We start from the raw sequence: 26,071 nt of genomic DNA, 5'->3' as shown, positions 1-26,071 counted from the left end.
GCTACGGCACCATGCTGCGCAACGAGCCCGAGTATTTTGTGACCGGACTGGCCTGAAGCAATCGGGCGGCCCGCCGCTTGTACATTTAGTGCGTTGTTAACTAGTGTGGTTGGGTGCAGCCGGCACCCAACCCGGCCAACTGGAACCCGACGCATGAAAGAGATCACCCTGCCCGACGGCGAGCGCATTCCCGCGCTCGGCATGGGAACGTGGAACATGGGCGAGACGCCCGCCGCGCGCGCCGAAGAGATCGCCACGCTAAGGCTGGGCCTTGACCTGGGCCTGCGGCTGATCGATACCGCCGAGATGTACGGCGAAGGCCAGTCCGAGGAAATGATCGGCGAGGCCCTGGCCGGGCGGCGCGAAGAGGCCTTCCTGGTCAGCAAGGTCTATCCGTTCAACGCCAGCCGCCGCGGCACCGTGCAGGCGTGCGAGCGCAGCCTGCGGCGGCTGCGCACCGACCGCATCGACCTGTACCTGCTGCACTGGCGCGGCGGCGTGCCGCTGGAGGAAACGGTCACCGCCATGCAGGCGCTGCAGCGCGACGGCAAGATCCGCCACTGGGGCGTCAGCAACCTGGACCTGGCGGACCTGCAGGAGTTGTGGGACGCGCCCGGCGGCGACGGCATGGCCACCAACCAGCTGCTGTACAACCTGGGCCGGCGTGGGATCGAATGGGACCTGCTGCCGTGGCTGCGCCAGCGCGGCATCCCGGTGATGGCCTACTCGCCGATCGAGCAGTCGCGGCTGCTGGGCAACCCGGGGCTGAAGCGCTTCGCGCGCGACCACGGCATGACCGCGGCGCAGGCGGCGCTGGCCTGGCTGCTGGCGCAGGACGGCGTCATCGCCATTCCCAAGACCGGCCGGCGCGAGCGCCTGCAGGAGAATATCGGCGCGCTGTCACACCCGTTGTCAGCGGCCCAGCTGGCCGAACTCGACCGCATCTTCCCGCCACCGGACGGGCCAGGGGCGCTGGAGATGCTGTGAGCGCGCCCGCGGCGCGGCGTCAGTTCAGGCGCGACGCGTAGCGTTCGCGCTCGACGTAGCGCACCAGGTAGTTGCGCGCCTTGTCGCGGGTATCGGCCGTGACGCGCGCCGCCGCCTGGCGGGCGCTGTTCTTGCCGTGCGACGACGACATCTGTCCGTCCAGGTAGCTGCGGAAGGCGTCGTGCATGGCGTTCAGGTCGGACTGGCACGCGGCCAGCGCCGCATTCGCCACGTCTTTCGACTGGCCCTTGGACGCCAGGTTGTCGTCGGCCTTTTCCTTGACGCAATCCATGTATTTGGCGCGCAGCGACTGCCAGCCGCTGCTGTCGGCGGTCGCGGCAGCGCTGGCGGTATCCCCGGCGGCGGGTCCGGTCGAGGGCTGGGAAGCGCACGCAGCGAGGAGCGCCAGTGGCAGGGCGGTAAGAATTTTCTTCATGCCTTGATGATGCGATGCGGCGGTGCCGCATGGGTGCGTGGTGGTTTCGGGAGCCGTCAAACTGCCACGAATGCGTCGGCGAGGCTACCTTCGTCACAAATGGAAACGCCTCGTCACCACGTGATCTTTTGTCCGAGTGCTTCTGGCGCCTATGCTTCAGAGACGACAACAACACCCAAGGAGACAAGAATGAAGCGTCGAAACTTCCTGACCGCCAGCGCAGGCCTGGCCCTGGGCAGCCTGGCACTGGGTGCCTGTACCACCACACCACCCGACGCGCCGGCCGACAAGGCGGCCCGGCGGCGCGAGCTCGACTCGGGCGTCGATGCCACGCTGTCGCGCCTGTATGGCTCGGTCAACGGCTCGCGCGAACTCGGCAGTCGCGCGCGCGGCATCCTGGTGTTCCCCAAGACGTTGTCGGCCGGCTTTATCGTCGGCGGCGAATATGGCGACGGCGCCCTGCGCTCGGGCGGCGCAACGCGCGGCTATTACCGCCTGGTTTCCGGCTCGTTCGGCTGGCAGATCGGCGCGCAGTCCAAGTCAGTGATCCTGATGTTCCTGACGCAGGACGCGTACGACAAGTTCGTACGCAGCTCAGGCTGGACCGCCGGTGTCGATGCCACCGTCGCGCTGGCGACGGTCGGCGCCAGCGGCGTGCTCGACACCAATACCGCGCAGCAGCCGATCGTCGGTTTCGTGATGACCAATGCGGGGCTGATGGCGGGCCTGAGCCTCGAAGGCAGCAAGATCACCCGGCTCGACCTGTAAGCACCTGGCGCGGGCTTGCGCCGCACGGCTCGACGGCCGTGCGGCGGCAGTTTTTCGCGGCCATCCGCCGCGAGGGGATAGAATTCGTCCCTTTGGCCGAATTCTCATGTGGTTCAAGAACCTGCAGGTCCATCGTTTCTCCGCCCCGTGGACGTCCGGCGCCGACGAAGTCGAAGCCAGCCTGGCGAAGCACGCCTTCTACCCCGGCACCAGCCTCGAAATGCAGACGCAGGGCTGGGCCTCGCCCCGTGACAACGGCCAGCTGGTCCACGCCGTGGGCCGCCAGATGCTGCTGACGCTACGCACCGAGAAGAAGCTGCTGCCGACCACCGTGGTCAACCAGGTCACGCGCGCACGCGCCGCGGAGATCGAAGAGCAGCAAGGCTACAAGCCGGGCCGCAAGCAGATGAAGGAACTGAAGGAGCAGGTCACCGAGGAACTGCTGCCGCGCGCCTTCAGCATCCGCCGCGACACGCGCGTGTGGATCGACCCGGACAACGGCTGGCTGGCGATCGACGCCGCCGCCGCGGCCAAGGCCGATGAAGTGCGCGGCATGCTGTTCAAGGCGCTGGATCCGCTGCCGCTGGTCAACCTGCATGTCAACCAGTCGCCGGTGGCGGCAATGACCGAATGGCTGGCCGGCGATGCCGCGCCGGGCGGCTTCACCGTCGATCAGGAAATCGAGCTGCAGTCCGGCAGCGAAAGCAAGGCCACCGTGCGCTATGTGCGCCACCCGCTCGATCCCGAAGACCTGCGCCGCCATATTGCCGCCGGCAAGCGCTGCACGCGCCTGGCGATGACGTGGAACGACCGCGTCTCGTTCGTGCTGACCGACGGGCTGGTGGTGAAGAAGGTCGCGCCGCTGGACGTGATCAAGGAACAGGCCGACGGCACCACGCATGACGAAGACGAGCGCTTCGACGCCGATTTCGCCATGATGGCCGGCGAGCTGTCCGGCATGCTGGGCGACCTGACCGAAGCGCTGGGCGGCGAACGCAAGAACTGAGGCAGGCGGCGCGCGCTGCCGCGGGCCGGCCCCCCTTACGCCGGTTTCGCCATCCAGTTCACCTTGGGGAAACGGCCGGCAAACCCGGCCGGCATCGGCACCACGGTCTTGCCGGCGTAGTCGAAGAACACGAAGCCTGACTTGGCCATGGCGATCAACGCGCCGTCAGCCGGGCGCGTGATGCGGAAGATGATGTCGCCGCCGTACTTGTTGAAGTCCATCACGCCGACCTCGAACAGCAGCTGGTCGCGCGCGTGCGCTTCGTTGCGATACATGGTGGCCAGGTCCGTGACGATGATGCCGAAACCTTCCACCTGGTCCCCCTCGCTGCCGAACTCATAGAGGAAGCGGGCGCGCGCCTCGGAGATCATCGAGATCATCGAATCGTTGGCCAGGTGGTTGGCCGAGTTGATGTCGGTGACGCGCACGGTCAGGTGGGTCGAATAGCAGAACTGGTCGTCGGGAAGGTCGAGTTGAAGACGGGCCATGGCGGCATCGGGCTAAGTGGACGGGAAGCCGCCGCCCGGCGCGCGCAAGGGTCATCCGATCCCGGGCAGGCTGGCGGCGAGGCGCCCATCATAGTCGATCCGGCCGGTTCGGCCAGCGGGGCTCAGGGATTGAGCGGCGGCAGGGCTGCGGGCATCGCCCGATGCGCGCGGACAGGCCGGTGTGGGGGGCCGTACTTCGGCAACAGGCCCGCAAGTTCGCTGCCGTTCCATTGCCCCGTGCCGGTGCCGGCACCGAACAGGCGCCGTTCGAGTTCATCAACGGCGGAAACCAGCGCCGTGTCGCTGGTGCCTGCCGCCCACTCCGAAGGGGCCTTGCCCCACGCGGTGCGCGACCACACCCCCAGAGCGCGATAGGCTGCCGGTGCGTCATCCGCGCGGCAGGCCTGCAGCAACGCAGCGAGCCGCGCCTCGCTGCCAGCCGCCCTGGCGCCGCGCCGTGCCGCGAGCGCCCGGCGCAGGCGTGCCACGCGCGGCCGTGCCCAATGCAGCAGCAGCCACGCCAGCACCAGTACCAGGGCACCCCCGGCCGCCCACAGCCACAGGCGCCACGCGGTGCCGCCCTCCCCGGGCAGCGGCGCGGCGTGCGGGCCGGTCGGCGACAGTCCTGCGAGGTGCTGCGCGGAAGCCACGTCCACCTTCACCTCGGGTGCCTCCGATTCGCCGGGCTTGCGCGTCACCGGGTCGAACCATTCCACCTTGATCGCCGGCAGCGTATAGGTCCCGGCGTGCTCGAACACATAGGTAATGCGGTCCGTGCGGCTGCCGCCCGTATTGCCGGCGCTGTCGTGCGCGGCATCGCTGAGTTGCGGATCGCCAGCGAACACGCGCACACCGGATGGCGCCTCGACCTTTGGCGGCCGGATCATCATGGCCTGGGTCTGCGGCGCGAACGTGGTGATGGTGCGCACCAGCGCGTCACCGGCATGGAATTGCGCCTGTGGGCCGCTCACCGGGCGGTCGAAGCGCTGCGTGACGTTCAGGCGCGCCACCGGCAGCGTGGCAACGGCCGGCGCGCCGGCTGCTCCCGCGGCGCGGATCGTGGTGGCCGGCAGCGTGACGCTGCCCTGCCGCGGCTTGCCGTCGTCGCCGGAATAGGTGAAGGCGATGGAGACCTGCGGCAACTGGAAATCACCGCCCTGCGCCGCGGCAAACAGGTAGGTCTTCCGGATGCCGGCATAGGTCACGCCGTTGATGGTCTCGACCGTGTTCTGGCCGCGGTCGTCCGGCATCGTGACGATCGCGCCGGGCACCTGCAGCGTCGGAAAGACCGGCGCCGACAGGAAGAAGTTGGGCGCCAGTACCGTCACGTCGATGCGGATCTGCTGGCCCGGCAACACCGGCTGCTGCGCCGCCACGTCGACGCGCACGACGGGATCGGCCCCCAGCGCGAGCGCGCTCGCCAGCCACAACACAAGGCCGGCGAGCCAGATGCCGAAGCTCCGCCCCGTGCGCATCATGGTTTGGCTCCGCCCGGCTGCGCCCGGCTCTGCTGCAGCGCGAACTTGCGCTGCAGCAATTCGGTCGGCGTGGTCTGGATCGCGCGCATCCAGGTCTCGGCGCTTTCGACCGCGCCCATCTCCAGCTTCTTGCCCTCGCCCTCGGGCGGCCTGGACTCGCTGTCGTACTTCACTTCGTCTGGCTTGATGTCGGGCGCCTCCTCGCCTTCCTTCGGCTTTTCCGCCTTCGCGGCCAGTTTCTCCATGAGCGCCAGGTTGGCCGCTGCCGCGGGCCATTGCGGGCGGCGTTTCAGGGCCTGCCGGTAGCGCGCCGCCGCATCCTTGTACTTGCCCATCCACGCCAGCGCATCGCCCTGGTTGAAGTCGCTCTCGGGCGAATCGACCAGCGCGAAGCTCTGCACCGCCTGCGCGTATTGCCCCGCGCGGTACTGCGCCACGCCGCGCCACATGGGGTCGTCGAACAGCGCGGCGGCGCCGGCAAAGTCGCCATGCTCGAACGCCCGGCGGCCCTGCTGGTCATGCGTGAGCCACAGGTCTACAAAGCGCCACGCGCGCGGCGCTTCGGCATCCGATGCCGAAGCCTGCGCGCGCAACTCCTGCTGCGGCGCCGCCAGCGCCACGGCAAGCAGCACGCCCGTGATCCAGCGCACGGTCCAACCCTTGCGGAACCACAGCACACCCAGCAGCGCAATGGGTATCGTGAGCCACCAGCCCTCATCCTTCCAGCGCGTGTTGTCCGCCGACTGCTTCTGCGCGAGGTGCGACTGCACGTGGCGCTGCACCCAGGCCACGTCGTCGTCGCTGTCGGGCGTGAACGTGGCAACCGGCACGCCGGTATCGTCGCCAAAGCGCTTGAGCGCGGCCATGTCCATGCGCGCGAACACGCGCACGCCGTCCTTCTCGACAAAGCCGTCGGTGCCGCTGCGCAGCGGGCCGCCGCGCTCGGTACCGATTGCCAGCACCACCGGCTGGCTGCGCCCGCTGCCTGCCTGGGCCTTGAACGCGCGCTCGGCGGCGGTTTCCACCCCATCCGTCAGGAACAGGATGGTGCCGGGCACCTCCTCATGCGCAAGTGCCGCGTCGATGGTGCGCAGCGCCAGCGCGGTGTCCCGGCCGGGCACCGGCATGATGCGGGTCTGCAGCGCATCGACAAAGGTCTGCAGCAGCGTGGCGTCGTCGGTCAGCGGCAGCACCACGTGCGTGGAGCCGGCATAGGCCCAGATGGCGGTACGTCCGCCGTCGCGGCGCGCCAGCAGCGCCTTGATCTTGAGTTTCGCGCGTTCGAGCCGCGTGGGCGTCACGTCAATGGCATCCATGGTCGGCGACAGGTCGATGGCGATCGCCAGCGGCGCCTTGTCGTCGAGAAACGGCGGGCGCTCGCGCTCCCACGCGGGACCGGCCAGCGCAATGGCGCCGAGCGCGAGCAGCAGCGCGGTCAGGTGCACGGGGCGGATGGCCAGCCGGCGTCGCTCGCCGACCATCAGCGCGTCCAGCAGGTGCGGGGCGATCGCGTCGCGCCAGCGGCGCCGCACATCGCCGCGGCGGCGCACCGCCCACACCAGCAGCACCGCCGGGACCAGCACGAGCAGCCACCATGGGCGCAGGAAATGGAAATCGGCAAGCGCGTGCATCACGGCTCCTCCGCCGCCGGCTGCGGCGCGCCCTGTCGGCGCGGACGCGACAGCCACGCCGACCACACCGCCATGATGAGCTGGTACACCAGCACCACGCCGACCGCGGCGCCGAGCGGCCACATGAACAGCTCCCGGCGCGGCCGCCACGACAGCGTCTTGTGGTTGTGCGGCGTGATGCGGTCGAGCGTCGCGTAAATGCTCTCGAGCCCCTTCTGGTCGGCGCCGAAGAAATAGCGCCCGCCCGTCTGCGCGGCGATGCGCTGCAGCACGCCGAGATCGACGCGCTGCTCGCCCTCGGCGGACGGGTCGCCGATGCCGATCGTATGGACGATCACATGCAGCTGCCTGGCGATGTCCGCGGCGCGTTCGGGCGGCATCTTGCTGGCGGTGTCGTTGCCGTCAGTCAGCACGATCAGCACCTTCTCCGGCGCCTCGCTCTGGTCGAACATCTTGATGCCAAGGCCGATGCCGTCGCCCAGCGCCGTGCTGGGCCCGGCCATGCCCGGCAGCAGGTCACGGATCATGGTCTGCACGAGCGCGTGGTCCAGCGTGAACGGCGCCAGCGGGTATGGCGCGTCGCCGAACACGATCAGCCCGATGCGGTCGCCGGGCCGGCGCGTCACAAAATTGCTGACCACCTCCCGCACCGCCTGCACGCGCGGGATCAGCGCGCCGGCCGGGTCGCGGAAATCCTGCGTATCCATTGACTGCGACAGGTCCAGCGCGAGCAGCAGGTCGCGCGCCGGCTGCACCTTCTCGATCGGCGCCTCCAGGAACTGCGGGCGCGCCAGCGCCGCTACCAGCAGCGCCCAGGCGAGCGGCGCCAGGATGCGCTGCAGCCAGTTGCTGCGCGGCACGACTGCGCCCGGCGCCGGCTTCAGCCCCGCCGCGCTGGCCACCTCGCCGAAAAACGGCAGGCGCACGGAGGGGCTTTCCTCGCGATACGGCGGCAACAGCCACCACAGCAGCAAGGGCAGCGGCAGCAGCACGAAGAGCCACGGGTATTCAAACTGGTACATGGTGGCCGGCAATCCATTGCTGGCAGGCCGCAGCCGTGGCCGTCACCCGGCTGTCGGGCCATTGCGCCAGCGCCGCGGCATCGCGGTACTGTGCGTCGCTGACCAGCGTGGCGAGCACCGGCGCCGCCGCGCCGGCCTTGCCTGCATGGGTCCGCAGGAACTGCGCCCACTCCGCACCGGCCATGCTCGCCACCTCTGTGCGCGGCCACGCCGCCAGGGCGGTGCGCTTGAGCAGTTCCGCCATGGCGACCAGCGCGCGCGCGCGCGCCTGCGGCGACGCGGACATGCTTGCGCGCAACCGTGCCAGCTCGGCCAGCGCCTCGCGGCGGTAGCGGTTGGCGCGGTAGCGGCGCCACCAGCGCCAGGTTGCGAAGGCCAGCAGCGCCAGCACGATCGCGCCGGCCACCGGCCAGCCGATGGTCTGCGGCCGCCACGACGGCGGCGGCGGCACGACCACCTCGGCCATCTGCTGGAGATCGCCGGCAATCGTGGCGCTGTCGGGCGCGGCCGTGCTGTGCGTCAGGTCGCTCATGGCCGTCCTCCCTGGCGGGCGCGCAGCGTTCCCCTGCCTTGCGGCAGCGCTTGCCCGAGCAGGCGGCGCAGCTGCAGCGGCGTTTCCTCCGCGGCCGACAGCGGCAGCAGCGGCACGCCGATGGCGCGGTGCCAGCCCAGCAGGTTGCGGCTCTGCGCATCGACGAAGTCGGCGATGCCCTTGCGCGTGGCGGTCTGCCCGAAGCCGAGCTCGACCTGCAGCTCGCCGTCGCTCACGACAAGGTGGCCGGAATCAGGCAGCTCAAGCAGGAACGGGTCATAGACCAGCATCGTCAGCAGGTCGTTGCGGGCGCTCATCGACAGCATCAGGTCACGCGTGGCCGCGTCATGCCCGTCGAAGTCGCTGATGACGATGACCAGGTGGTCATGCCGCGCCAGCCGTGCGGCGCGCTCGAGCGCGGCATTGAGCTGGCCGGCGCCGCGCCGGGCGGGGGCATCGGCACGTAGCGCCTGATTGTGGCGCGCGATCTCGCCAAGCAGGTGCTCCACGGCCTGGCGGCTGCGGCGCGGCGCGAGTTCGATGCAGTCGCTGTCGCCGAACACGAGGCCGCCGACACGGTCTCCCTCCGACAGCACGCGCCACGCGGCAAGCGCAGCAGCCTCGGCGGCCACCACGGACTTCATCGCGCGACGGCTGCCGAAGAACATGTTGATGCGCTGGTCGACGAGCAGCAACACCGGCCGGTCCTTCTCCTCGCTGTACACGCGTACGTGCGGCTTGCCGGTGCGAGCCGTGACGCGCCAGTCCATGCTGCGGATATCGTCGCCGGGCAGGTAACCGCGCACTTCCTCGAAGGTCAGGCCGCGACCGCGTACCCGGGATGCGTGCCGGCCGGCCAGCACGCTGTGCACCGGCTGGCGTGGCAGGAAATGGAAATCTCGCGCGGCGACTTCGAGCGCCGCCAGCGCAGCGGCATCGACGCTGACACCGGGCTGCACGCGTGCGAGCCTGGCGGGTCCCGCGGGCACCGACGATCGGCCGAGCGAGGCAAGGTGGAAACGCATGGCGCTGCCCGCCGCGTCAGGCCACGGCCACCTGCTGCACCAGGCGGTCGATCACGGCATCGGCGCTGACACCGGCCGCGTGCGCCTCGTACGACAGGATCAGGCGGTGGCGGAACACTTCATGCACCACGGCCTGCACATCCTCGGGCGAGACGAAGTCTTGCCCGCGCAGCCAGGCATGCGCGCGCGCCACCTTGTCCAGTCCGATGGATCCGCGCGGGCTCGCGCCGACCTGGATCCAGCGGTCCAGCTCGTCATCGACGGCCTTGGGCTCGCGCGTGGCATGCACGAGCGCGACCATGTAGCGCGCGACCGCTTCGCTCACGTGGATGCCGTGGATCTCGGCCCGCGCGGCGAAAATGACTTCGGGTGCCAGCCTCTGCACGGAGCCCGCCTGTGCACCGGTGGCGGCGCCAGCCTCCTCGGCGCGCGCCAGCGCGACGATCTGCGCCTCGGCGTCGGCTTCGGGGTAGGTCACGTTCACGTGCATCAGGAAGCGGTCCATCTGCGCTTCAGGCAGCGGGTAGGTGCCCTCCTGCTCGATCGGGTTCTGCGTGGCCATGACCAGGAACAGCGGGTCGAGCTTGTGCGTGACGCCGCCGACGGTGACCTGGCGCTCTTCCATGGCTTCGAGCAGCGCCGCCTGCACCTTGGCCGGCGAGCGGTTGACCTCGTCGGCGAGCACCAGATTGGCGAAGATCGGCCCGGCCTGGAAGCGGAACTCGCCCTTTCCGCCCTCGGTGTAGTACACCTCGGAGCCCGTAACATCGGCCGGCAGCAGGTCAGGCGTGAACTGGATGCGCGACAGCTTTGCCTCCAGGTTCCGCGCCAGCACCTTGATCGCGCGCGTCTTGGCCAGGCCCGGCAGCCCTTCCACCAGCAGGTGGCCGTCAGCGAGCAGGCCCAGCAACATGCGCTCGATCATGCGCTGCTGGCCGACGATGGCCTCGCCCATCCGCTGCTGCAGTGCCAGCACGTCGTCACGGGTGCTCATGGGGCATTCCTCGATGGCGCCGGGCCGGGTGTACGGCGGACACCTCCGAACCAGGCGTAGTAAGGGTTGTCAGGATCGGTGCGCATGACTTGCTGCATATGCAGCGCCCAGGCGCCGCGGTCGCCGTAATAGGCATCGAGGCCGGCGGTGTAGAAGGTGTGCAGCGTTTCGCGTTCGCGCCCGATATCGGCGATCAGCCCGGCATCGGCGCCGGTCAGCGGCGGCTCGGTCTGCAGCGTCAGCAGGCGCTGCAGGACCTGCGGGAACCCGGCACGCCGCACCCAGGCCGCGTATTCGATGCGCGGGCGGTCGTCGGTCACGGCGGGCGCATCGCCGGCATAACGCTCCAGGCCCGCGCGGTCCGTCACCCAGGTCGCCAGCAGCGCGGCCGGCGAGGCCACGCCGACCGCTCGCAGCGCCGACGCCACTTCCGGCTGCGCAAAGCGCTGGCGGATGCGTGCGGCATCGAGCGTGACCGGCGACAGGGAGCCCACCAGCATCATCTCGTGCAGTTCGGTAGTCCACAACGTCGCGTGCGGGAACACGTCGAGGAAACTGCGCACCAGCGAGCGCGTGTCTTCGTCGTTCTGCGTGGGCAACGGCAGCCATTGCGCGACCAGCCCGCCCGGTTGCAGCCGTGCCGCAGCCAGGCGATAGAAATCGGTCGAGTACAGGTTGACCACGCCTGCGGCCGAAGGCGGCGGCGGCTCCAGCGTGATCAGGTCGTAGCGCTGCTCGCTCTGCAGCAGCTCGCGCCGGCCATCCCGCAGGCGGATGTCGACGCGCTTGTCGCCGGTCACGCCGAAGTTGCCCTGGAACCGCGGCACCGCACGCAGCACCGGCGGCAGCAGTTCGGCCACCACGCGCTGCTGAAGTCCCGGATACGCCAGCGTGGCACCGGCGGTAATACCTGTGCCGAGGCCGATCACCAGCGCCGAGCGCGGCGTGCCGCTGTGCACGATCAGCGGCAGCAGCGCCTGCAAGCGCATATAGCGCAGCGAGGCCATGGTGTCGCCGGAGTTCGACACGCCCTGGATATAGAGGCGGTTGAAGCTATGGCTAGACGACGATTGCTTCACCACCGCCACGGTGGCGCCGCGGCCTTCCTCGTAGAACACCATCTCGCCGCCACGTGCGCGCGCCAGCAGCGTGGCGAGCCGGTCCGCGGGCGCGAGCGTCGCGGCAATTACCGCAAGCAGCGCTACCATCGGCACGGCCCAGCGCGCCCGCTTGCGTACACCGGAGCCGAGCGCCACGGCGATGACGCCGACAATGCCGGCGCCCACGGCCAGCAGCGACAGTGTGTGGACAAGGCCGATGCGCGGCACCAGCACAAACCCCGCCACCGCCGTCCCGACGATGCCGCCCAGCGTATTGAGCGCGACCACCGCGCCCACGCCGGCGCCGAGCCGGTGGTTGTCCACGCCCACACGCAGCACGAACGGGAACGCGGCGCCCAGCAGCAGCGTGGGCACGAATACCACGCTCAGCGCGGCCACGGCAAAGCCAGCACAGGCCGCAGCAAGGCCGTTCGGCGTGACCGACTGCACCCAGGCCGATACCACTGACTGCGCCTGCAGCAGCCATTCACCGAGCACCACGATCTCGAGCAACGCCACCAGGCCCGCTGCGGCGATCAGCATCCCGAACGCGCCCCACGGGTCTCGTGTTCGATCGGCCCGCCGCGCCGCGAGCGCACTGCCGATGGCAAGGCCCGCAAGGTAGGTCGCAAGCACCACCGCGAAGGCAAAGGTGCGCGTGCTGATGAACTGCACGATGGCTTGCGACCACACCACTTCGTAGCCAAGCGCGATGCCGCCCGCGGCGGCATAGAGCACCAGCGCCAGCCGACCGTCGCCGGCATCGCGCGCGGGCTCTGCGGATGCGGGCGGCGCGGCAACAGTGGCGGCCGGTTCGTGCGCGGGCACCGTGCGCGAAGCCAGGGCCAGCGCGGCGACCGCGGCCAGACCGTTGAGCGTGGCCGCGGCCAGCGCGCTGGCCATGATGCCGAGCCAAGGGATCAGCACAAAGCCCGCCAGCAGCGTGCCGGCAATGGCGCCTGCGGTGTTGGCGGCATACAGGCTGCCGCCATGCGTGCCGACCTGGCCCGCGCGCGACGCAAGCGCGCGCATCAGCACCGGCAGCGTGCCGCCCATGGCCGCCGCAGGCAGGATCACCAGCACGAACGGCAAGGCCCAGGCCAGCAGGCCGACGCGGCTTTCCAGCCACGCGAACGGCGCCGCGGCGCGAGCGAGCGCCAGCGTGGCGCCAATGGCCAGCACCAGCACGGCGATTTCGAGCCACGCATACAGCCGCAGCGGCCGCGCATGGCGGTCGGCCACGCGCCCGAACAGCCAGCCGCCGAGCGCGAGCCCTGCAAAGAAAGCGCCCACGGCGGTGGTGATGGCGTGCACATCCACGCCGACCACAAGCGCGAGCTGCTTGATCCAGAGAACCTGGTAGATCCAGTCCGGCCGTGCCGGAGAGGAAAAGCAGCAGGGCAGGCACCAGCAAGGCGCCATGTTGCGCCAGTTGGCCCTGCCCTGCCCGCAAGGCGGCGCTTTGCGCGCGCCGCGTTTTGCCAGATCTGTGCCGCGCTTGCTGCTTGCCGGCGTTTGCGCCGGCATGCGCTTCTCTCATGGTGCGATCCTGGTGAAGAGACTGGCCGGGAGGATCCGGCCAACCATTGCCACGGGAATTACTTCGCGCCCGCCGCCGCCCCCTTGTCAAGGGACTTCATCAGCGCCTCGGTCATCTGGTCGATGGTGAAGCTTGCCGGCCTCTGGCTGGGCGGATACTCCTTGAATGTCTGTAGGAACGGCCCTACCCGCGACGACGCATAGCTGATCATGTATGCATTCTTCGCGGTCCAGTCATAGTACTGATCGGACACGATATCCGCACGCTCATAGGGATCCATGCGCAGATTGAACGCCTTCGGCACGCGCAGGCAGGTGAACGGGTTCGCCCACACCTGGAAGCCGCCCGGCTGGCGTTGTTCGCAGAAGACAAACTTCCAGTCGTTGTGACGCATCGCCACCAGGACGCCGTCATCGTTGAAGTAGTAGAAGTCCTGGCGGGGCCCAGTATTGCTCTGACCCGTCAGGTATGGCAGGAAGTTGTAGCCGTCCAGGTGCACCTTGAAGGACTTGCCGCCGATGCTGGTGCCCTTGAGCAGCCGGTCCTTGATATCGGCATCGCCGGCCGCCGCAAGCAGGGTCGGGAACCAGTCGAGCCCGGACATCATCGTCGTGGACACCGTGTTGGGCTTGATGCGCCCGGGCCACCGGACAAGCGCCGGCACGCGGAAAGCCCCTTCCCAGTTGGTGTCCTTCTCGCTGCGGAACGGCGTGGTCGCGGCGTCCGGCCAGGTGAACTGGTTCGGGCCGTTGTCCGTCGTGTAGATCACGATCGTGTTGTCGGCGACCTTCAGGTCATCCAGTGACTTGAGCAGCTTGCCGACATGCCCGTCGTGCTCGATCATGCCGTCCGCATATTCATTGCCCGGCATGCCGCTCTGCCCGCGCATCGACTCGCGCACGTGCGTGAACAGGTGCATGCGCGTGGTGTTCATCCACACGAAGAACGGCTTGTCGGCCTTGACCTGTTTTTCCATGAAGCCGATCGCCGCCGTCGTGGTCTCGTCGTCGATGGTTTCCATGCGCTTGCGGTTGAGCGGGCCGGTATCTTCCACCTTGCCGTCAGCAAAGGAGTGGATGACGCCACGCGGTGCATTTGCCTTGACCCAGGCCTCGTCGTTCTTCGGGTAGTACGGGCGCTCGGGCTCCTCTTCCGCATTCAGGTGGTAGAGGTTGCCGAAGAATTCGTCGAAGCCATGCGCGGTCGGCAGGTACTCGTTGCGATCGCCGAGGTGGTTCTTGCCGAACTGGCCGGTTGCATAGCCAAGCGGCTTGAGCGCCTGCGCGATGGTCACGTTCTGCGCTTGCAGGCCGACGGGCGCCCCCGGAATGCCGACCTTCAGCAGGCCCGTGCGCAAGCCGACTTCACCCGTGATGAAAGTGGATCGTCCCGCCGTGCAGCTGTTCTCGCCGTAGTAGTCGGTGAGCATCATGCCTTCCTGCGCGATGCGGTCGATGTTGGGCGTGCGATAGCCAACCACACCGTGGCTGTAGGCGCTGATGTTGGTCTGGCCGATGTCATCGCCGAAGATGACGAGGATATTGGGCTTCTTGCCGGACGGCGCGGTCGCCGGCAGCGCGGGCGCCGAAGCCGCCGCAACCGGCGCACTGGCGGCGACCGGCGGATTCTCCCTGGCCGGCACCGGCGCGGCCGCGGTGGGTGCCGGCGCCGTGGCGGGTGCCTGGGCAGCCGGCTGCTGCTCCTTGGGCGGCGTCTCCTTCTTGCCGCAGCCCGCGATCGTGAAAACGGCGGCGGCCATGGCCAGCATCACCAGCCTGGAGCCCCGTCCTTTCGCTATGCCTTGTTCAACTCGGTGCATGTCCCGCCTCCGTTCGTTGACCCGTTACGGTCGGTTCACTGCTGCTCCCATCGTGCTCATGGCTTGCCGGCCGGATAGATCTGCTGCCAGTCCTGCTTCATGCTGACCACGGTCCAGCCCTTGGCCCTGGCCGCATCCAGCGCCTTGTCGAGCTTGCCGACCTTGGACTGGCGGTCGTAGGCGAACTCCCGTTCGGCGTCGTCGTGATGCACCAGCACCGCCAGGCGCGGACCGTCGCCGCCGGCGGTGTACTCGAGCATCTGCAGGTCGCCGTCGGAATTGCCGACGGCGAGGATCGGGCGGCGGCCGATATGACGGTAGATGCCGACCGGCTTGCCGGGGCCGTCATCGATAAAGTCGAGCTTGGGATCGCGCATCAGCATGGGCTTGCCGTCGCGCACCATGTAGCGCACCGCCTGGGACGAGCCGATAACCTGTTCGGGCGGAATGCCGTAAACCTGCTGGCTCCACGGCCGCATGAAGTCGATGGTGCCGCCGGACACGATGTAGGTCTTGAAGCCGTTGGCGCGCAGGTAGGACAGCAGTTCGAGTTGCGGCTGGTAGACCAGCTCGGTATAGGGCCGGTTGAACCTGGGATGGCGCGCCTTGGACAACCAGTCGCGGATGGTGCGGTCGTATTCGTCCACGCTCATGCCGCTGTTGGCCGTGGCGATCAAACCGAGCAGCTGCTTCTGGTTTGCCATCAGCGCGTTCATGTCGTTGGCCATCAGCGCCTTGAACGCGGCATTGTTGCGCCACTCCGGATGCTGCGGCGCGGCGGCCCGGACCTGGTCGAGCAGGAAGAAGAACTGGAAGTACAGCGGCTGCTCGCTCCAAAGCGTGCCGTCGTTGTCGAACACCGCCACGCGCGCCTCGGGTGGCACGAAGGTGGGCGAGCCCGGGCTGGTCACGTCGGTCACGAACTTGAGCAGCGCCTGACGCGCGGCGCCATCGCGCCACGATGGCAGGGCCTGTTCCGCGGGCCGTGCCGCCTGGGTGGCAGCGGCCTGTGCCGCGGGGGCCGCAGGTCCGGCGGGCGCGGTACAGCCGAGCTGCAGTCCGGAAAGCGCCAGCGCGGTACACACTGCGGCGATCGTCTTGCGCGATGCGCTGGCGCGCAAGGCGCTGTTGGCGGGCATGCTCATGGCACTTGCTCCTGTCTCGTGTCGCACCGCCCTGGCGTCAGCGTGGCGCCGGTTGCGACTGTCCGCCCATCGCCAGCGGCATATGGGGCGCATTGCGGCGCATCTCGGCCCAGCGGCTGTCGTCCATCACCAGCCGGAAGCCAAGGTGCGACATGCTGTTGAAAGGATCCGTCCCGCGCCGCGCGCTGGGGCGGTAGCTCAGGCAGTAGTCTTCGTTGCAGAGGAACGAGCCGCCGCGCGTCACGCGCTTGGGCGCGTTGACCGGTACGCCGGGCTCGCCGGGATCCCACGAGGCCAGCGGGCCGACGGGATTCTCGATCGGCTGCGCCTTGCCGGCTTCGCGCCGGAACTGGTCGGCGCGGTACCAGTCGGCGACCCATTGCCAGGCATTGCCGGTCATGTCGGACAGCCCGTAGCCGTTGGGCGGGAACGTGCCGACCGGGCTGGTGCCAAGCGCGCCGCCGGCCTTGGGGCTGACTACCTGGCTGACTACCGGACTGACAACGGGGAACGGCTGCTTCTGCTGGCCCTGCCAGACGTTGGCCATCTGCTTGCCGGCGGGCGCGAACTGGTCGCCCCATGCGTAGGTGGCTTGCTCCAGCCCGCCACGCGCGGCGAATTCCCACTCCGCTTCGGTAGGCAGGCGCTTGCCGGCCCATTTGGCGTAGGCCTGCGCATCTTCGTAAGACACCTGCACCACCGGATGGTCGTCCCTGCCTTCGATCGAGGTACCGGGACCGCCCGGATGACGCCAGTCGGCGCCGGGCACATAGCGCCACCAGCGCGAGTAGTCCTGCAGCGGCACCGGACGCGGCGTGCCGACAAAGACCATGCCGCCGGCAACCATCGCGCTGTCGGGCGGACGCGGCGTACCGGGGGGCAGCTCTACCTTCAGGGTTTCCCAGTCCGGCGCCCGCTCCGCCGTGGTGACATACCCGGTGGCCTCGACGAACTTGCGGAACTCGGCATTGGTGACGTGGTGCTTGTCCATCCAGAAGGCATGCACGCGTACCTTGTGCGCCGGCTTCTCATTGGCCTGCGCCATCTTGCTGTCGCTGCCCATCAGGAATTCACCGCCGGGTACACGGACCATGCCGAGCGGGCCGTTCCTGCCGTCGCCTTCTACCACCCCGGGCGCCTTGCTGTCGCGCGACTGCGCGTACCACCAGCTGCCGCCCGCGCCTGCCGCGATGCCGGCACAGACGAGCAAGGCAATCACGAATCCGCGGCGTCGATGCGGCGCCGCAGCAGAGGCAGGCAGCGCTTGCGCTGCGCCGCGCGGCGGAGCATGTGAATGGAGCCCGTTGCGCTTGCCAGTTGCCATAGGACGTCCTCCACCAAAGACAAAAAAAGGTGCAATCGTGCACCTGCGGGTATCGTCACAGAACGGGTACCGAAAAGGAACTTAGATTTCTTGCCGTGCGTGTTGAAAGATTTCACGGCGACGATGTCATCAGTGCTTGCTCCTCGGGGTAAATACCGCCCCGGCGTCTCGTCCATAGCGCCGATGTGCCACGCCCGCAGCGGCCCGTACGCTGCCGTCTGCCATGCGCGCAAGGCGCGACAAGACAACCAGGACGTCATAACCAGGAGGAAACACCATGCAAGCTGACCGACGCAAAGCCCTGCAGTGGCTGGGGGCAGGCTCCCTCGCCGCCACGGCTTCGGCACTTGGCCTTGGCCATGCCAGGGCCCAGTCAGGACAGTCCGCCGTGTCGAACTATCCGGCGCGGCCGGTACGGCTGGTCGTGCCCTACCCGCCGGGCGGCGCCACCGACGTGCTGGCACGCGCGCTCGGCGATCCGCTCGGCAAATTGTGGCAACGCCCGGTCATCGTCGAGAACCGCCCCGGCGTCGGCGGCATGATCGGCGCCGACGTGGTGGCCAAGGCGACGCCGGATGGCTACACGCTGCTGCTGGCGCTCCCCAGCCTGGTGCAGACGCCCTACATGGTGGCCAAGCCCCCGTTCGATCCGCTGCGCGATCTCACCGCCATCGGCCAGCTGTGCACCTCCAGCCTGGTGCTGACCGCCAACAGCGCCATGCCGCGCACGTTGCCCGAGGTGGTCAGCCTGGCCAAGACGCAGCCGAACAAGATTTCCTACGGCACTTATGGCATCGGCACCGGCGCCCATCTCTATATGCAGGTGTTCGCGGCCGCTGCCGGCGCCGAGCTGCTGCACGTCCCATACAAGGGAGAAGCCCCGATCGCCACCGACCTGATCGGCGGCCAGATCTCGCTGGGTACGCTGTCCCCGATGACCGTGCGCCAGCACGCGCGCACCGGCAAGCTGCAGCCGCTGGCCGTGACCGGCAACGCGCGCGCGCCGATGCTGCCCGATGTGCCCACCTTCCAGGAGCTCGGCTACAAGGGGCTCGACGGCCCGGCCTGGCTCGGCCTGTTCACGACGGCCGGGACGCCGCAGCCGATCGTCGAGAAGATTTCCGCGGATGTGGAGACGGTGATGGCCGCGGCCGATATCCGGCAACGCATGGCCGACCTCGGACTGATCGTCAAGACTTCGCGCCCGGCCGCGTTCGCGGCGGTGGCGAAGGCCGACCAGGCTTACTGGGGGAACGTGATCAAGAAGTACAACATCCGGCTGGATTGAGCTGGGCGCGCATCGCGACCCTGTTCGAGGCACGCCCCCTTTCCGACACTGGAAATGCGCGCCCAGCAAGAAGCGAAGCGTTTCAGATGACGCCCGCTTCCCGCAGCGCGCGCAACTCGCTCTCGCCCAGTCCCAATGCGCCATAGACCAGCGCATTGTGTTCGCCCACGGCCGGGCCGCAGCGCGGCGCGGCCGGTGCGTAGCCGGAGAACCTCGGCACCACGCACGGCGCCGGCACTGACCCGAGTTCGGCATCCGGCAGGCGCACGATCGCCTCGCGCGCCTGCATCTGCGGATCTTCGACGATGTCTGCGATGCTGAACACCTTGCTGAACGGTACCTGGCAAGCCTCAAGCGCCGAAGCCACATCCGCGTAGCTCCTGGCAGCAAACCAGGCCGCGACCTGCGCGTCGAGCGCATCGAGATGGCGCACGCGGCCGGCGTTGGTGGCGTAGTCGGCCGCGTGCGCGAGCTGCGGCGCAGCCATCGCGTCTGCCAGGCGGCGGAAGGTGGCATCGGAGGACGCCACCACCGACACCCAGACGTCATCCGAGGTCCGGTACATATTCGACGGTGCCGCATAGGTAGTTCGATTGCCCGCGCGCTGGCGCACGCGGCCCAGTTGCTCGTACTCCACCGCCAGCGGCTCCAGCAGCCGGAACAGTGCTTCAGTGGCCGCCAGGTCGATCTCACGGCCGGGCAGGTCCGGCCGCGCGCGCCGCTCCGCCACCGCGGTGGCGATGGCAAAAGCGCCGAACAAGCCAGCGACCATGTCGCCGACCGGATAGTTCATATGCATCGGTCCGCTCTCCGGCGAACCTGCCAGGTTGGTGAACCCGCTCATCGCTTCAAAGATCCGCGCAAAGCCGGGCCGCTGCGCATACGGTCCGGTCTGGCCGAAGCCGGTCAGCCGCAAGACCACCAGGCCGGGGTTGGCAGCGCGCAGGGTATCGATATCCAGCCCCCAGCGCGCCAGCGTGCCGGTGCGGAAGTTCTCGACCAGTACATCGAACTGCGGCAGCAGTTTCAGGAAGATCTCCTTGCCGCGCGGTGTGCGCACGTCCAGCGAGATGCCGCGCTTGCCGCGGTTGGTGACTTTCCAGTACAGCGCATGCGCGTCGGTAACGGGCTCAAGCGAGCGCAGCGGATCGCTGCCATCGGGCAACTCCAGCTTCACGACTTCGGCGCCCATGTCGCCACACAGCGTGGCCGAGAACGGTGCCGCCACCACGGTGGCCATGTCCAGGATGCGCACGCCTGCGAGCGGGCCGGCGCCGGTATCGGTGTGGGTGTTGCAAGGCTTTGCCGCCGTGGCGGCGTGGTCGGGTGACGCGTTCGGCATGGGATCTGTCTCTTCGTTTTGGGGATGGCGCAAGTTGCTGCGATCCAAACTGACAGCCCCGCTCGTCGGGCGCAAGCACGGTTTCGCTGTGCGGAACCATCGTGCTACAACATTGACGAGCCCCCCTTACGGATCCGAGCATGAATGCCAACAGACCGCCGCGAGACATGGAACGCCCTCCACTGCCAGGCCTTGCCAGTGCCGACGAACTCTCTACCGATCGCCAGTTCGCCAGCAACCTGGCGCGCGGGCTGGATGTGCTGAGGGCGTTCACGCCGGGCAGCCCGGTGCTGGGCAACCAGGACATCGTGGCGCGGACCGGACTGCCCAAGGCAACGGTGTCGCGCCTGACGTACACGCTCAGCCTGCTTGGCTTCCTGAGCCGGGTGCCGGGCAACCAGAAGTACCGGCTCGGCGCGGGCGTGCTGGCGCTGGCGTATCCGATGCTTGCGGGGCTGGCTATCCGCCAGATCGCGCGGCCATATATGGAAGCCATCGCCCGCGAAACCGGGTGCACGGTGAACCTGGGCATGCGCGAGCGGCTGACGGTGGTGTACGTGGACAGCTGCCGCGTCGATCCTGGCAACGTGTACCAGCCCGACATCGGCAGTACGCGGCCCTTGCTGTCCACCTCGATTGGGCGCGCCGTGCTGCTGGCGTGCGGGGCGGAAGAGCGCGCCGCGGTGCTGAACCGGCTGCGCGTGGAAGATGCCGAGCGCTTTGAGCGGGAGCAGCCGATGTGGATCGCGGAACAGGCGCACTACGCGGCGCATGGCTATTGCCTGAGCCGCGGCGAATGGCGAACCGACATCCATGCGATTGCCGTGCCGATCCGGCAATCGCTGCATGAAGACCCGTTCGCGCTGAACTGCACCGTCGCCGCCGCGCGCGACCGTGACGACATGCTGGCGCGCACGGTCGCGCAGAAGTTGCGCGAAGGCGTCAGGCAGATCGAGCTGGCGTGCGCGCGTTGACGGCAAGCGGTTCTCGAACGAGGTATCAGGCAATGACGACGTAGCGAAAGTTGTAGCAAGCAGGCGCCAAGCGATCCGACGAGATTGCGGCCTTATCGGGAAACTACCCAGGAGACAAGATGCAACCCACTCAACCAGCGCGCCGGCGCCTGCTGGCCGCCATGCTCGGCTGCGCCGCGCTCGCGCCTGCCGTGGCTTTTGGCGCCGCCGACAGCGCCGACAGGTTCCCCGCCCGCCCCATTCGCATCATCGTGCCGTTCTCGGCCGGCGGCGTGGTCGACACCGTCACCCGCGCCACCGCCGAGCGCATGGCCCAGTTGCTGCGCCAGCCTGTCATCGTCGAGAACCGTACCGGCGCGGGCGGCGCCATCGGCACCGACGTCGCCGCCAGGGCCACGCCGGACGGATACACGCTGCTCGCCGTCAGTCCCAGCTACGTGATCGGCCCGCTGCTCAACAGCGCGATCAACTGGAAGGGCGCACGCGACTTTCGCGCGGTTGCCGGCTTTGGCGTGGTCCCCAACGTAATCGTGGTCCCGGCGGCGTCGCGCCTGCGCAGCCTGCCCGAATTGCTTGACGCCGCGCGCAGCCAGCCCGGTGCGCTGACCTACGCCAGCGCCGGCGTGGGTACCTCCAACCACCTCTGCGGCGAACTGCTCGCGCAAATGACCGAGGTCAAGCTGACGCATGTGCCGTACAAGGGCCAGCCCGAGGCGCTGACGGACGTGCTGGGTGCACGCGTGTCGATGATGGCGCTGACCGCGGCAATCGCACGCCAGCAGGTCCAAAGCGGCAAGCTGCGTGCACTCGCCGTGACTTCCGCCAAACGTTCCGCGGCGTTGCCAGACGTTCCCACGGTTGCCGAAGCTGCGCGCCTGCCCGGCTATGAAGTGGGCGCGTGGCTAGGACTGGTCGCGCCGCACGCCACGCCCGACGCCGTCGTGCGCAAGCTGGCCGACGCCGCGGCGCAGGCGGTCAGCGATCCTGTCGTGGTCAAGCGCCTGGCCGACCTCGGCATGGACGTGGCCCCGCAATCCGCACCCGCCTTCGACCGCTACCTGGACAGCGAATCGCAGAAGTGGACCCGCGTGCTGAAGACCGCCGGCATCACAGCCCAATAGCACCTTCCACACCTGTCGTTCACAAGGCAAGACACATCCCGTTCCATCCCAGACACCTGCCCATCTCACTTTCCCATGATCCGCGACGCCGCCCGCATGCAAGCCCTGCTTGCCGACCTCCGCCAGTTCGTCCTCAACACCTGCATTCCGCTCGAAGCCGACATCGACCGCGACGACGTCATCCCTGAACCGGTGGTCGACGCCATGCGACAACTCGGATTATTCGGACACAGCATTCCCGAAGCCTACGGCGGCGCGGGTCTGACCTCTGAAGAACTGACGCTCGTCAACATCGAAGTCTCGCAGGCCGCCACCGTCTTCCGTGCGCGCTTTGGCGGCAACACCGGCATCGCTTCCGAGTCGCTGGTCGTTGACGGCACCGAAGCGCAGAAGACGCGCTACCTGCCGCGGCTTGCATCGGGCGAGCTGACCGGCTGCTTCGCGCTGACCGAGCCCGAAGCCGGATCCGACGCCACCTCGCTGCAGACGTCGGCGCGGCGCGACGGTGACCATTACGTGCTGAACGGCAGCAAGTGCTTCATCACCAACGCGCCGATCGCCGATCTGTTCACCGTGTTCGCCCGCACCGACCCGGATATCTCCGGCGCGCATGGCATCAGCGCCTTCCTGGTCGAACGCGGCACGCCCGGCATCAGCACCGGCGAACCCGAACGCAAGATGGGCCAGCACGGTTCCCCGGTGGGCGACGTCTACCTGCAGGACTGTCGCGTGCCGGCCACCGCCATCGTCGGCGGCCAGCCTGGCGTCGGCTTCAAGACAGCGATGAAGGCGCTCAACAAGCAGCGCATCAACCTGGCCGGCCTGTGCATCGGCCCTGCCATCCGCCTGGTGGACGAGATGGTGCGCTACGCCAGCCAGCGGCGCCAGTTCGGCAAGCCGATCGCCGATTACCAGCTGGTCCAGCAAATGATTGCCGACAGCAATACCGATATCCACGCCGCGCGCGCGCTGGTACTGGAAACCGCCCGCCGCCGCGACAACGGCGAGGACGTGACCATGGAGGCATCGATGTGCAAGCTGTTCGCCTCTGAAATGTGCGGTCGCGTGGCGGATCGCGCGGTGCAGATTTTTGGCGGCAGCGGCTATATGGCGCGTACGGTGGCGGAGCGGTTTTATCGCGACGTGCGCCTGTTCCGCTTGTATGAGGGGACCACGCAGATCCACCAGCTGAATATTGCCAAGCGGACGATGCAGGCGCGGGAGGGGGTGTTGGGACACGTGGGATAACGACGCAAGGCGTCCACCGACGAAATGGATTCCTGTGGGCAATAATGATCGTGTCCGACTTCCCACCGAGACCACCATGCCCGCACCATTGATCCACTCGGCACGCCTCGCCCTGATTCCCTTCTCCGGCGCCGATGCCGACGAAGTCTGGCCTTGCATCACTCCAACCCTGGCCCGCTACATGGAATGGGAACCCGCCCCCTCGCCGGCGGCATTCCGCGACGTCTGGCAAGCCTGGCTGTCGGCCATGGACGACGGATCGGATTTTGTCTTTACCATCCGCCGGGCCAGCGATGGCCATTTCCTGGGACTGGCCGGGCTGCATCACGCCGATACGCCGGCACCGGAATTCGGTATCTGGATCAGGGAAGACGCCCACGGCCATGGCTATGGCATGGAGGCCGTGCTGGCGGTGAAGGACTGGGCCATGGCTGCACTGCAGCCGTTACGGTTCATCTATCCGGTGGCGGAAGAGAATTGGGCGAGCCGGCGGATTCCGGAGGCGATGGGCGGCGTGGTAGTGGACAGCCAGCCTGCGCCGAAGTATGTGCGCGTGATCTATGAAGTGCCAGCACGGTGATGCAGGCACGCTGCCGCATACCGCCGGGGCGGCGGAACCCGCTTCACGGTAAGCGGCAATGGCCCGACGCGAACCCTCATTCGCGCCGGGCCATCCAGAACATCTAACGCCCCTTCCACTCCGGCGGCCGCCGTCCCACAAACGCCTCTACCCCTTCCCGGAAATCTTCGCTCCCATAGCAAAGGCGCACGAGATCATCGGTATCGGCCACCGCCTCCACGGTCTGCCGCCGCAATGCCTCCTTGACCACCGTCTGCGTAACCGGCGCCAGCGCGGCAAGCCGGTTGCATAGCGCGGCAACTTCGCTCTCGATCGACTCGGCCGCATAGACGCCTTCCAGAAATCCGCACGCCAGCGCCGCATCGGCATCCAGGATCTGCGCCAGCAGCAGCATGCGCCGCGCTGGCTGCAAACCCCACGCCGCGCGCAGCTTGGCGAGGTTCAGCGCCGACAGCGTGTTGCCGAGCGTCCTGGCGATCGGCACGCCGAAGCGGGCCTTGGGCGTCGCCACGCGGAAATCGCAGGCGGTCGCGATGGCCAGCCCGCCGCCCACGGCCCAGCCCTCGATGACGGCCACGGTCGGCATCGGCAGCTGTTCGACAAGGCGGACGCCCTCGTCGATGCGCGCTTCGTAGGCCACCCCGTCATCGCCGCTCGAAAATTGCCGGAACTGCGCGATATCAGTGCCCGCGACAAAGGCCTCCCCGCCCTCGCCGCGCAGCACCACCACGCGCACGCCCGCGCCGCCATCCGCCGCCAGCTTGCGGCAGTGCGTGGCGAGCTGCTCGTACATCGCCCATGTCATCGCATTGCGCGCGGCCGGGCGGTCGAACGTCAGCGTCGCGACCTGTCCCTGCACCGTGAGCCTGACTTGCCCGTCGCTGCCAGCGCCGGCGTCGCGCTGGCTCGACTCGGATTGGCCGCCTCCCGGCGGCAGCGTGGCGCTCATGCGCCGAACGCGCCGGCCGCCGCCAGCGACTGCTGTTCGTCCTTCGACAGTCCCAGCTCGGCGAGGATCTCTTCCGTATGCTGGCCCAGCAGTGGCGGCGGGCGCCGTACCTGCTGCGGCGTGCCGCCCATCTTGACCGCGAAGCCGATGTTGGGCACCTTGCCCTCGATCGGATGATCGATCTCGATGCGCATCTGGCGATGGCGGCCGTGCTCGCTGTCGAAGGCCTGCGGGTAGGTCAGGATCGGACCGGCCGGGATGCCGGCTTCGAGCAGCCGCTCGATCCAGTAGTCGCTGGTCTGCGTGGCGAAGCTTTCCTCCAGCGCGGCGATCAGCGCCTGCCGGTTCGCGAGCCGCAGCGACACAGTGGCAAAGCGCTCGTCCTTGAGCAGGTCTTGCCGGTCCAGCGTATTGCACAGCAACTGCCACAGCTTCTGGTTGGTGGCGCCCATGACGAAGTAGCCGTCGGCGGCCTTCATCGCCTGGTACGGCGCGCTCATGCGGTTGGCGGTGCCCAGCGGCTCGGGCTCACGGCCCGTGCCCCAGTACTCGCAGGTGTCCCACACCGAGAACGCCAGCGCGGAGTCAAACAGCGACGCATCGACATACTGCCCCTTCCCCGTCTCCCTGGCGCCGATGTAGGCGGACAGCATGCCGTAGGTCGCGAACAGCGCGCAGCCGATATCGGCCACCGGCACGCCCGCCTTCACCGGCGCGCCGCCCGGGTAGCCGGTCACGCTCATCACGCCAGACATCGCCTGCGCCATCAGGTCGAAGCCCGGCCGCGTGGCCCACGGCCCGCTCTGGCCGAAGCCCGAGATGCTGCAGTAGACCAGCTTCGGGTTGATCTTGCTGAGCGTCTCGTAATCGATGCCCAGGCGCTTCATCACGCCGGGACGGTAGTTCTCTACCAGGATGTCAGCGGTTTCCGCCAGGCGATAGAGCACCTCGCGGCCGGAGTCGGTCTTCAGGTCCAGCGTGACGCTGCGCTTGTTGCGGTTCATGTTGAGGAAGCCCATGCTGTCCGGGCCCTTCATCTTGAACCCCATCGAGCCGCGCGTCTGGTCGCCGCCCTCGGGCGGTTCGATCTTGATCACGTCGGCGCCGAGGTCGGCCAGCAGCATGCAGGCATAGGGCCCGGCCATGACCTGGCTGACGTCGAGCACGCGCACGCCGGACAGCGGCAGTTTGGTGGCAGGCGCTTGCGCGCCGGTTTCGGTGAAATCGGTCATCGGGTGCTTCCTGGGAAATTCGATAAGGCGGCGTATGCGGGC

Annotated in this window: 23 protein-coding genes and 1 pseudogene; 8 read left to right on the top strand and 16 right to left on the bottom strand. The window is 68.4% G+C overall.

The features are described 5' to 3' along the window. The first annotated feature begins 153 nt into the window (after window positions 1-153). Window positions 154-987 carry an aldo/keto reductase gene (locus tag J8I34_RS20975; RefSeq protein ID WP_209806895.1) on the top strand — a complete coding sequence of 278 codons (834 nt, stop codon included), beginning with the start codon at window positions 154-156 and terminating at the stop codon, window positions 985-987. A 19-nt stretch (window positions 988-1,006) separates the two neighbouring features. Here the strand turns inward: J8I34_RS20975 and J8I34_RS20970 are convergent, their stop codons facing one another. Next, on the bottom strand, window positions 1,007-1,423 hold the full coding sequence (locus tag J8I34_RS20970) for a hypothetical protein (RefSeq protein ID WP_209806894.1): 417 nt from the start codon (window positions 1,421-1,423) through the stop codon (window positions 1,007-1,009). 189 nt (window positions 1,424-1,612) lie between these two features. On the opposite strand from J8I34_RS20970, the gene J8I34_RS20965 reads away from it, so the two are divergent. Further along, complete coding sequence (locus J8I34_RS20965) at window positions 1,613-2,191, top strand: BPSL1445 family SYLF domain-containing lipoprotein (RefSeq protein ID WP_209806893.1); 579 nt, start codon at window positions 1,613-1,615, stop codon at window positions 2,189-2,191. Between the two features lie 106 nt (window positions 2,192-2,297). Further along, entirely contained in the window at window positions 2,298-3,197 is a 900-nt protein-coding gene (locus tag J8I34_RS20960; protein WP_209806892.1) for a recombination-associated protein RdgC, read from the top strand. A 35-nt stretch (window positions 3,198-3,232) separates the two neighbouring features. On the opposite strand, the gene J8I34_RS20955 is transcribed toward J8I34_RS20960, so the two are convergent. The 12 genes and pseudogenes from J8I34_RS20955 to J8I34_RS20900 form a co-directional block, all read right to left on the bottom strand. After that, window positions 3,233-3,685, bottom strand: coding sequence for a thioesterase family protein (locus tag J8I34_RS20955; protein ID WP_209806891.1), 453 nt, complete (start codon window positions 3,683-3,685; stop codon window positions 3,233-3,235). Window positions 3,686-3,807: 122 nt separating this feature from the next. After that, window positions 3,808-5,163, bottom strand: a complete 1,356-nt coding sequence (locus J8I34_RS20950; protein WP_209806890.1) for a BatD family protein — start codon at window positions 5,161-5,163, stop codon at window positions 3,808-3,810. Next, window positions 5,160-6,794: a vWA domain-containing protein gene (locus J8I34_RS20945; RefSeq protein WP_209806889.1), complete on the bottom strand. Its 1,635-nt coding sequence runs from the start codon at window positions 6,792-6,794 to the stop codon at window positions 5,160-5,162. The genes J8I34_RS20950 and J8I34_RS20945 overlap by 4 nt, the downstream gene beginning before the upstream one ends. After that, entirely contained in the window at window positions 6,794-7,816 is a 1,023-nt protein-coding gene (locus J8I34_RS20940; protein WP_209806888.1) for a vWA domain-containing protein, read from the bottom strand. Before J8I34_RS20940 ends, J8I34_RS20945 begins: the two co-directional genes overlap by 1 nt. Beyond that, window positions 7,803-8,348 carry a DUF4381 domain-containing protein gene (locus J8I34_RS20935; protein WP_029047890.1) on the bottom strand — a complete coding sequence of 182 codons (546 nt, stop codon included), beginning with the start codon at window positions 8,346-8,348 and terminating at the stop codon, window positions 7,803-7,805. Before J8I34_RS20935 ends, J8I34_RS20940 begins: the two co-directional genes overlap by 14 nt. Next, window positions 8,345-9,373: a DUF58 domain-containing protein gene (locus J8I34_RS20930; protein ID WP_209774209.1), complete on the bottom strand. Its 1,029-nt coding sequence runs from the start codon at window positions 9,371-9,373 to the stop codon at window positions 8,345-8,347. Before J8I34_RS20930 ends, J8I34_RS20935 begins: the two co-directional genes overlap by 4 nt. Window positions 9,374-9,389: 16 nt before the next feature. Next, window positions 9,390-10,367: an AAA family ATPase gene (locus J8I34_RS20925; protein ID WP_209774210.1), complete on the bottom strand. Its 978-nt coding sequence runs from the start codon at window positions 10,365-10,367 to the stop codon at window positions 9,390-9,392. Further along, window positions 10,364-13,007: pseudogene (locus J8I34_RS20920) on the bottom strand (fused MFS/spermidine synthase). The gene J8I34_RS20925 and the pseudogene J8I34_RS20920 overlap by 4 nt, the downstream one beginning before the upstream one ends. A gap of 58 nt (window positions 13,008-13,065) precedes the next feature. Continuing rightward, the gene (locus J8I34_RS20915; protein ID WP_029047894.1) at window positions 13,066-14,826 is read right to left on the bottom strand and encodes an arylsulfatase; all 1,761 of its coding nucleotides are present in this window, start codon (window positions 14,824-14,826) and stop codon (window positions 13,066-13,068) included. A gap of 56 nt (window positions 14,827-14,882) precedes the next feature. After that, window positions 14,883-15,965: an HAD family hydrolase gene (locus J8I34_RS20910; protein ID WP_371748113.1), complete on the bottom strand. Its 1,083-nt coding sequence runs from the start codon at window positions 15,963-15,965 to the stop codon at window positions 14,883-14,885. Between the two features lie 43 nt (window positions 15,966-16,008). After that, window positions 16,009-17,295, bottom strand: coding sequence for a formylglycine-generating enzyme family protein (locus J8I34_RS20905; protein ID WP_209806886.1), 1,287 nt, complete (start codon window positions 17,293-17,295; stop codon window positions 16,009-16,011). Then, entirely contained in the window at window positions 17,187-17,471 is a 285-nt protein-coding gene (locus J8I34_RS20900; protein ID WP_209806913.1) for a hypothetical protein, read from the bottom strand. The genes J8I34_RS20905 and J8I34_RS20900 overlap by 109 nt, the downstream gene beginning before the upstream one ends. Before the next feature lie 101 nt (window positions 17,472-17,572). Between J8I34_RS20900 and J8I34_RS20895 the strand changes: the two genes are divergently transcribed. Further along, complete coding sequence (locus tag J8I34_RS20895; RefSeq protein WP_209806885.1) at window positions 17,573-18,583, top strand: Bug family tripartite tricarboxylate transporter substrate binding protein; 1,011 nt, start codon at window positions 17,573-17,575, stop codon at window positions 18,581-18,583. Window positions 18,584-18,665: 82 nt separating this feature from the next. Here the strand turns inward: J8I34_RS20895 and J8I34_RS20890 are convergent, their stop codons facing one another. After that, window positions 18,666-19,823: a CaiB/BaiF CoA transferase family protein gene (locus J8I34_RS20890; RefSeq protein WP_245176044.1), complete on the bottom strand. Its 1,158-nt coding sequence runs from the start codon at window positions 19,821-19,823 to the stop codon at window positions 18,666-18,668. A gap of 269 nt (window positions 19,824-20,092) precedes the next feature. Between J8I34_RS20890 and J8I34_RS20885 the strand changes: the two genes are divergently transcribed. The 4 genes from J8I34_RS20885 (at window position 20,093) to J8I34_RS20870 (ending at window position 23,848) form a co-directional block, all read left to right on the top strand. Continuing rightward, window positions 20,093-20,899: an IclR family transcriptional regulator gene (locus J8I34_RS20885; RefSeq protein WP_245176040.1), complete on the top strand. Its 807-nt coding sequence runs from the start codon at window positions 20,093-20,095 to the stop codon at window positions 20,897-20,899. Between the two features lie 119 nt (window positions 20,900-21,018). Beyond that, the gene (locus tag J8I34_RS20880) at window positions 21,019-22,020 is read left to right on the top strand and encodes a Bug family tripartite tricarboxylate transporter substrate binding protein (RefSeq protein ID WP_209806883.1); all 1,002 of its coding nucleotides are present in this window, start codon (window positions 21,019-21,021) and stop codon (window positions 22,018-22,020) included. A gap of 75 nt (window positions 22,021-22,095) precedes the next feature. After that, window positions 22,096-23,268 carry an acyl-CoA dehydrogenase family protein gene (locus J8I34_RS20875; RefSeq protein ID WP_209806882.1) on the top strand — a complete coding sequence of 391 codons (1,173 nt, stop codon included), beginning with the start codon at window positions 22,096-22,098 and terminating at the stop codon, window positions 23,266-23,268. 76 nt (window positions 23,269-23,344) lie between these two features. After that, window positions 23,345-23,848, top strand: a complete 504-nt coding sequence (locus J8I34_RS20870; protein WP_209806881.1) for a GNAT family N-acetyltransferase — start codon at window positions 23,345-23,347, stop codon at window positions 23,846-23,848. 103 nt (window positions 23,849-23,951) lie between these two features. Here the strand turns inward: J8I34_RS20870 and J8I34_RS20865 are convergent, their stop codons facing one another. After that, window positions 23,952-24,797, bottom strand: a complete 846-nt coding sequence (locus J8I34_RS20865; protein WP_209806880.1) for an enoyl-CoA hydratase/isomerase family protein — start codon at window positions 24,795-24,797, stop codon at window positions 23,952-23,954. Then, on the bottom strand, window positions 24,794-26,029 hold the full coding sequence (locus J8I34_RS20860; RefSeq protein WP_209806879.1) for a CaiB/BaiF CoA transferase family protein: 1,236 nt from the start codon (window positions 26,027-26,029) through the stop codon (window positions 24,794-24,796). Before J8I34_RS20860 ends, J8I34_RS20865 begins: the two co-directional genes overlap by 4 nt. Window positions 26,030-26,071: the final 42 nt, after the last annotated feature.

The organism is Cupriavidus phytohabitans (assembly GCF_017815025.1).
Lineage (GTDB): Bacteria > Pseudomonadota > Gammaproteobacteria > Burkholderiales > Burkholderiaceae > Cupriavidus.
This window is presented reverse-complemented; position numbering and strand designations above follow the sequence as displayed.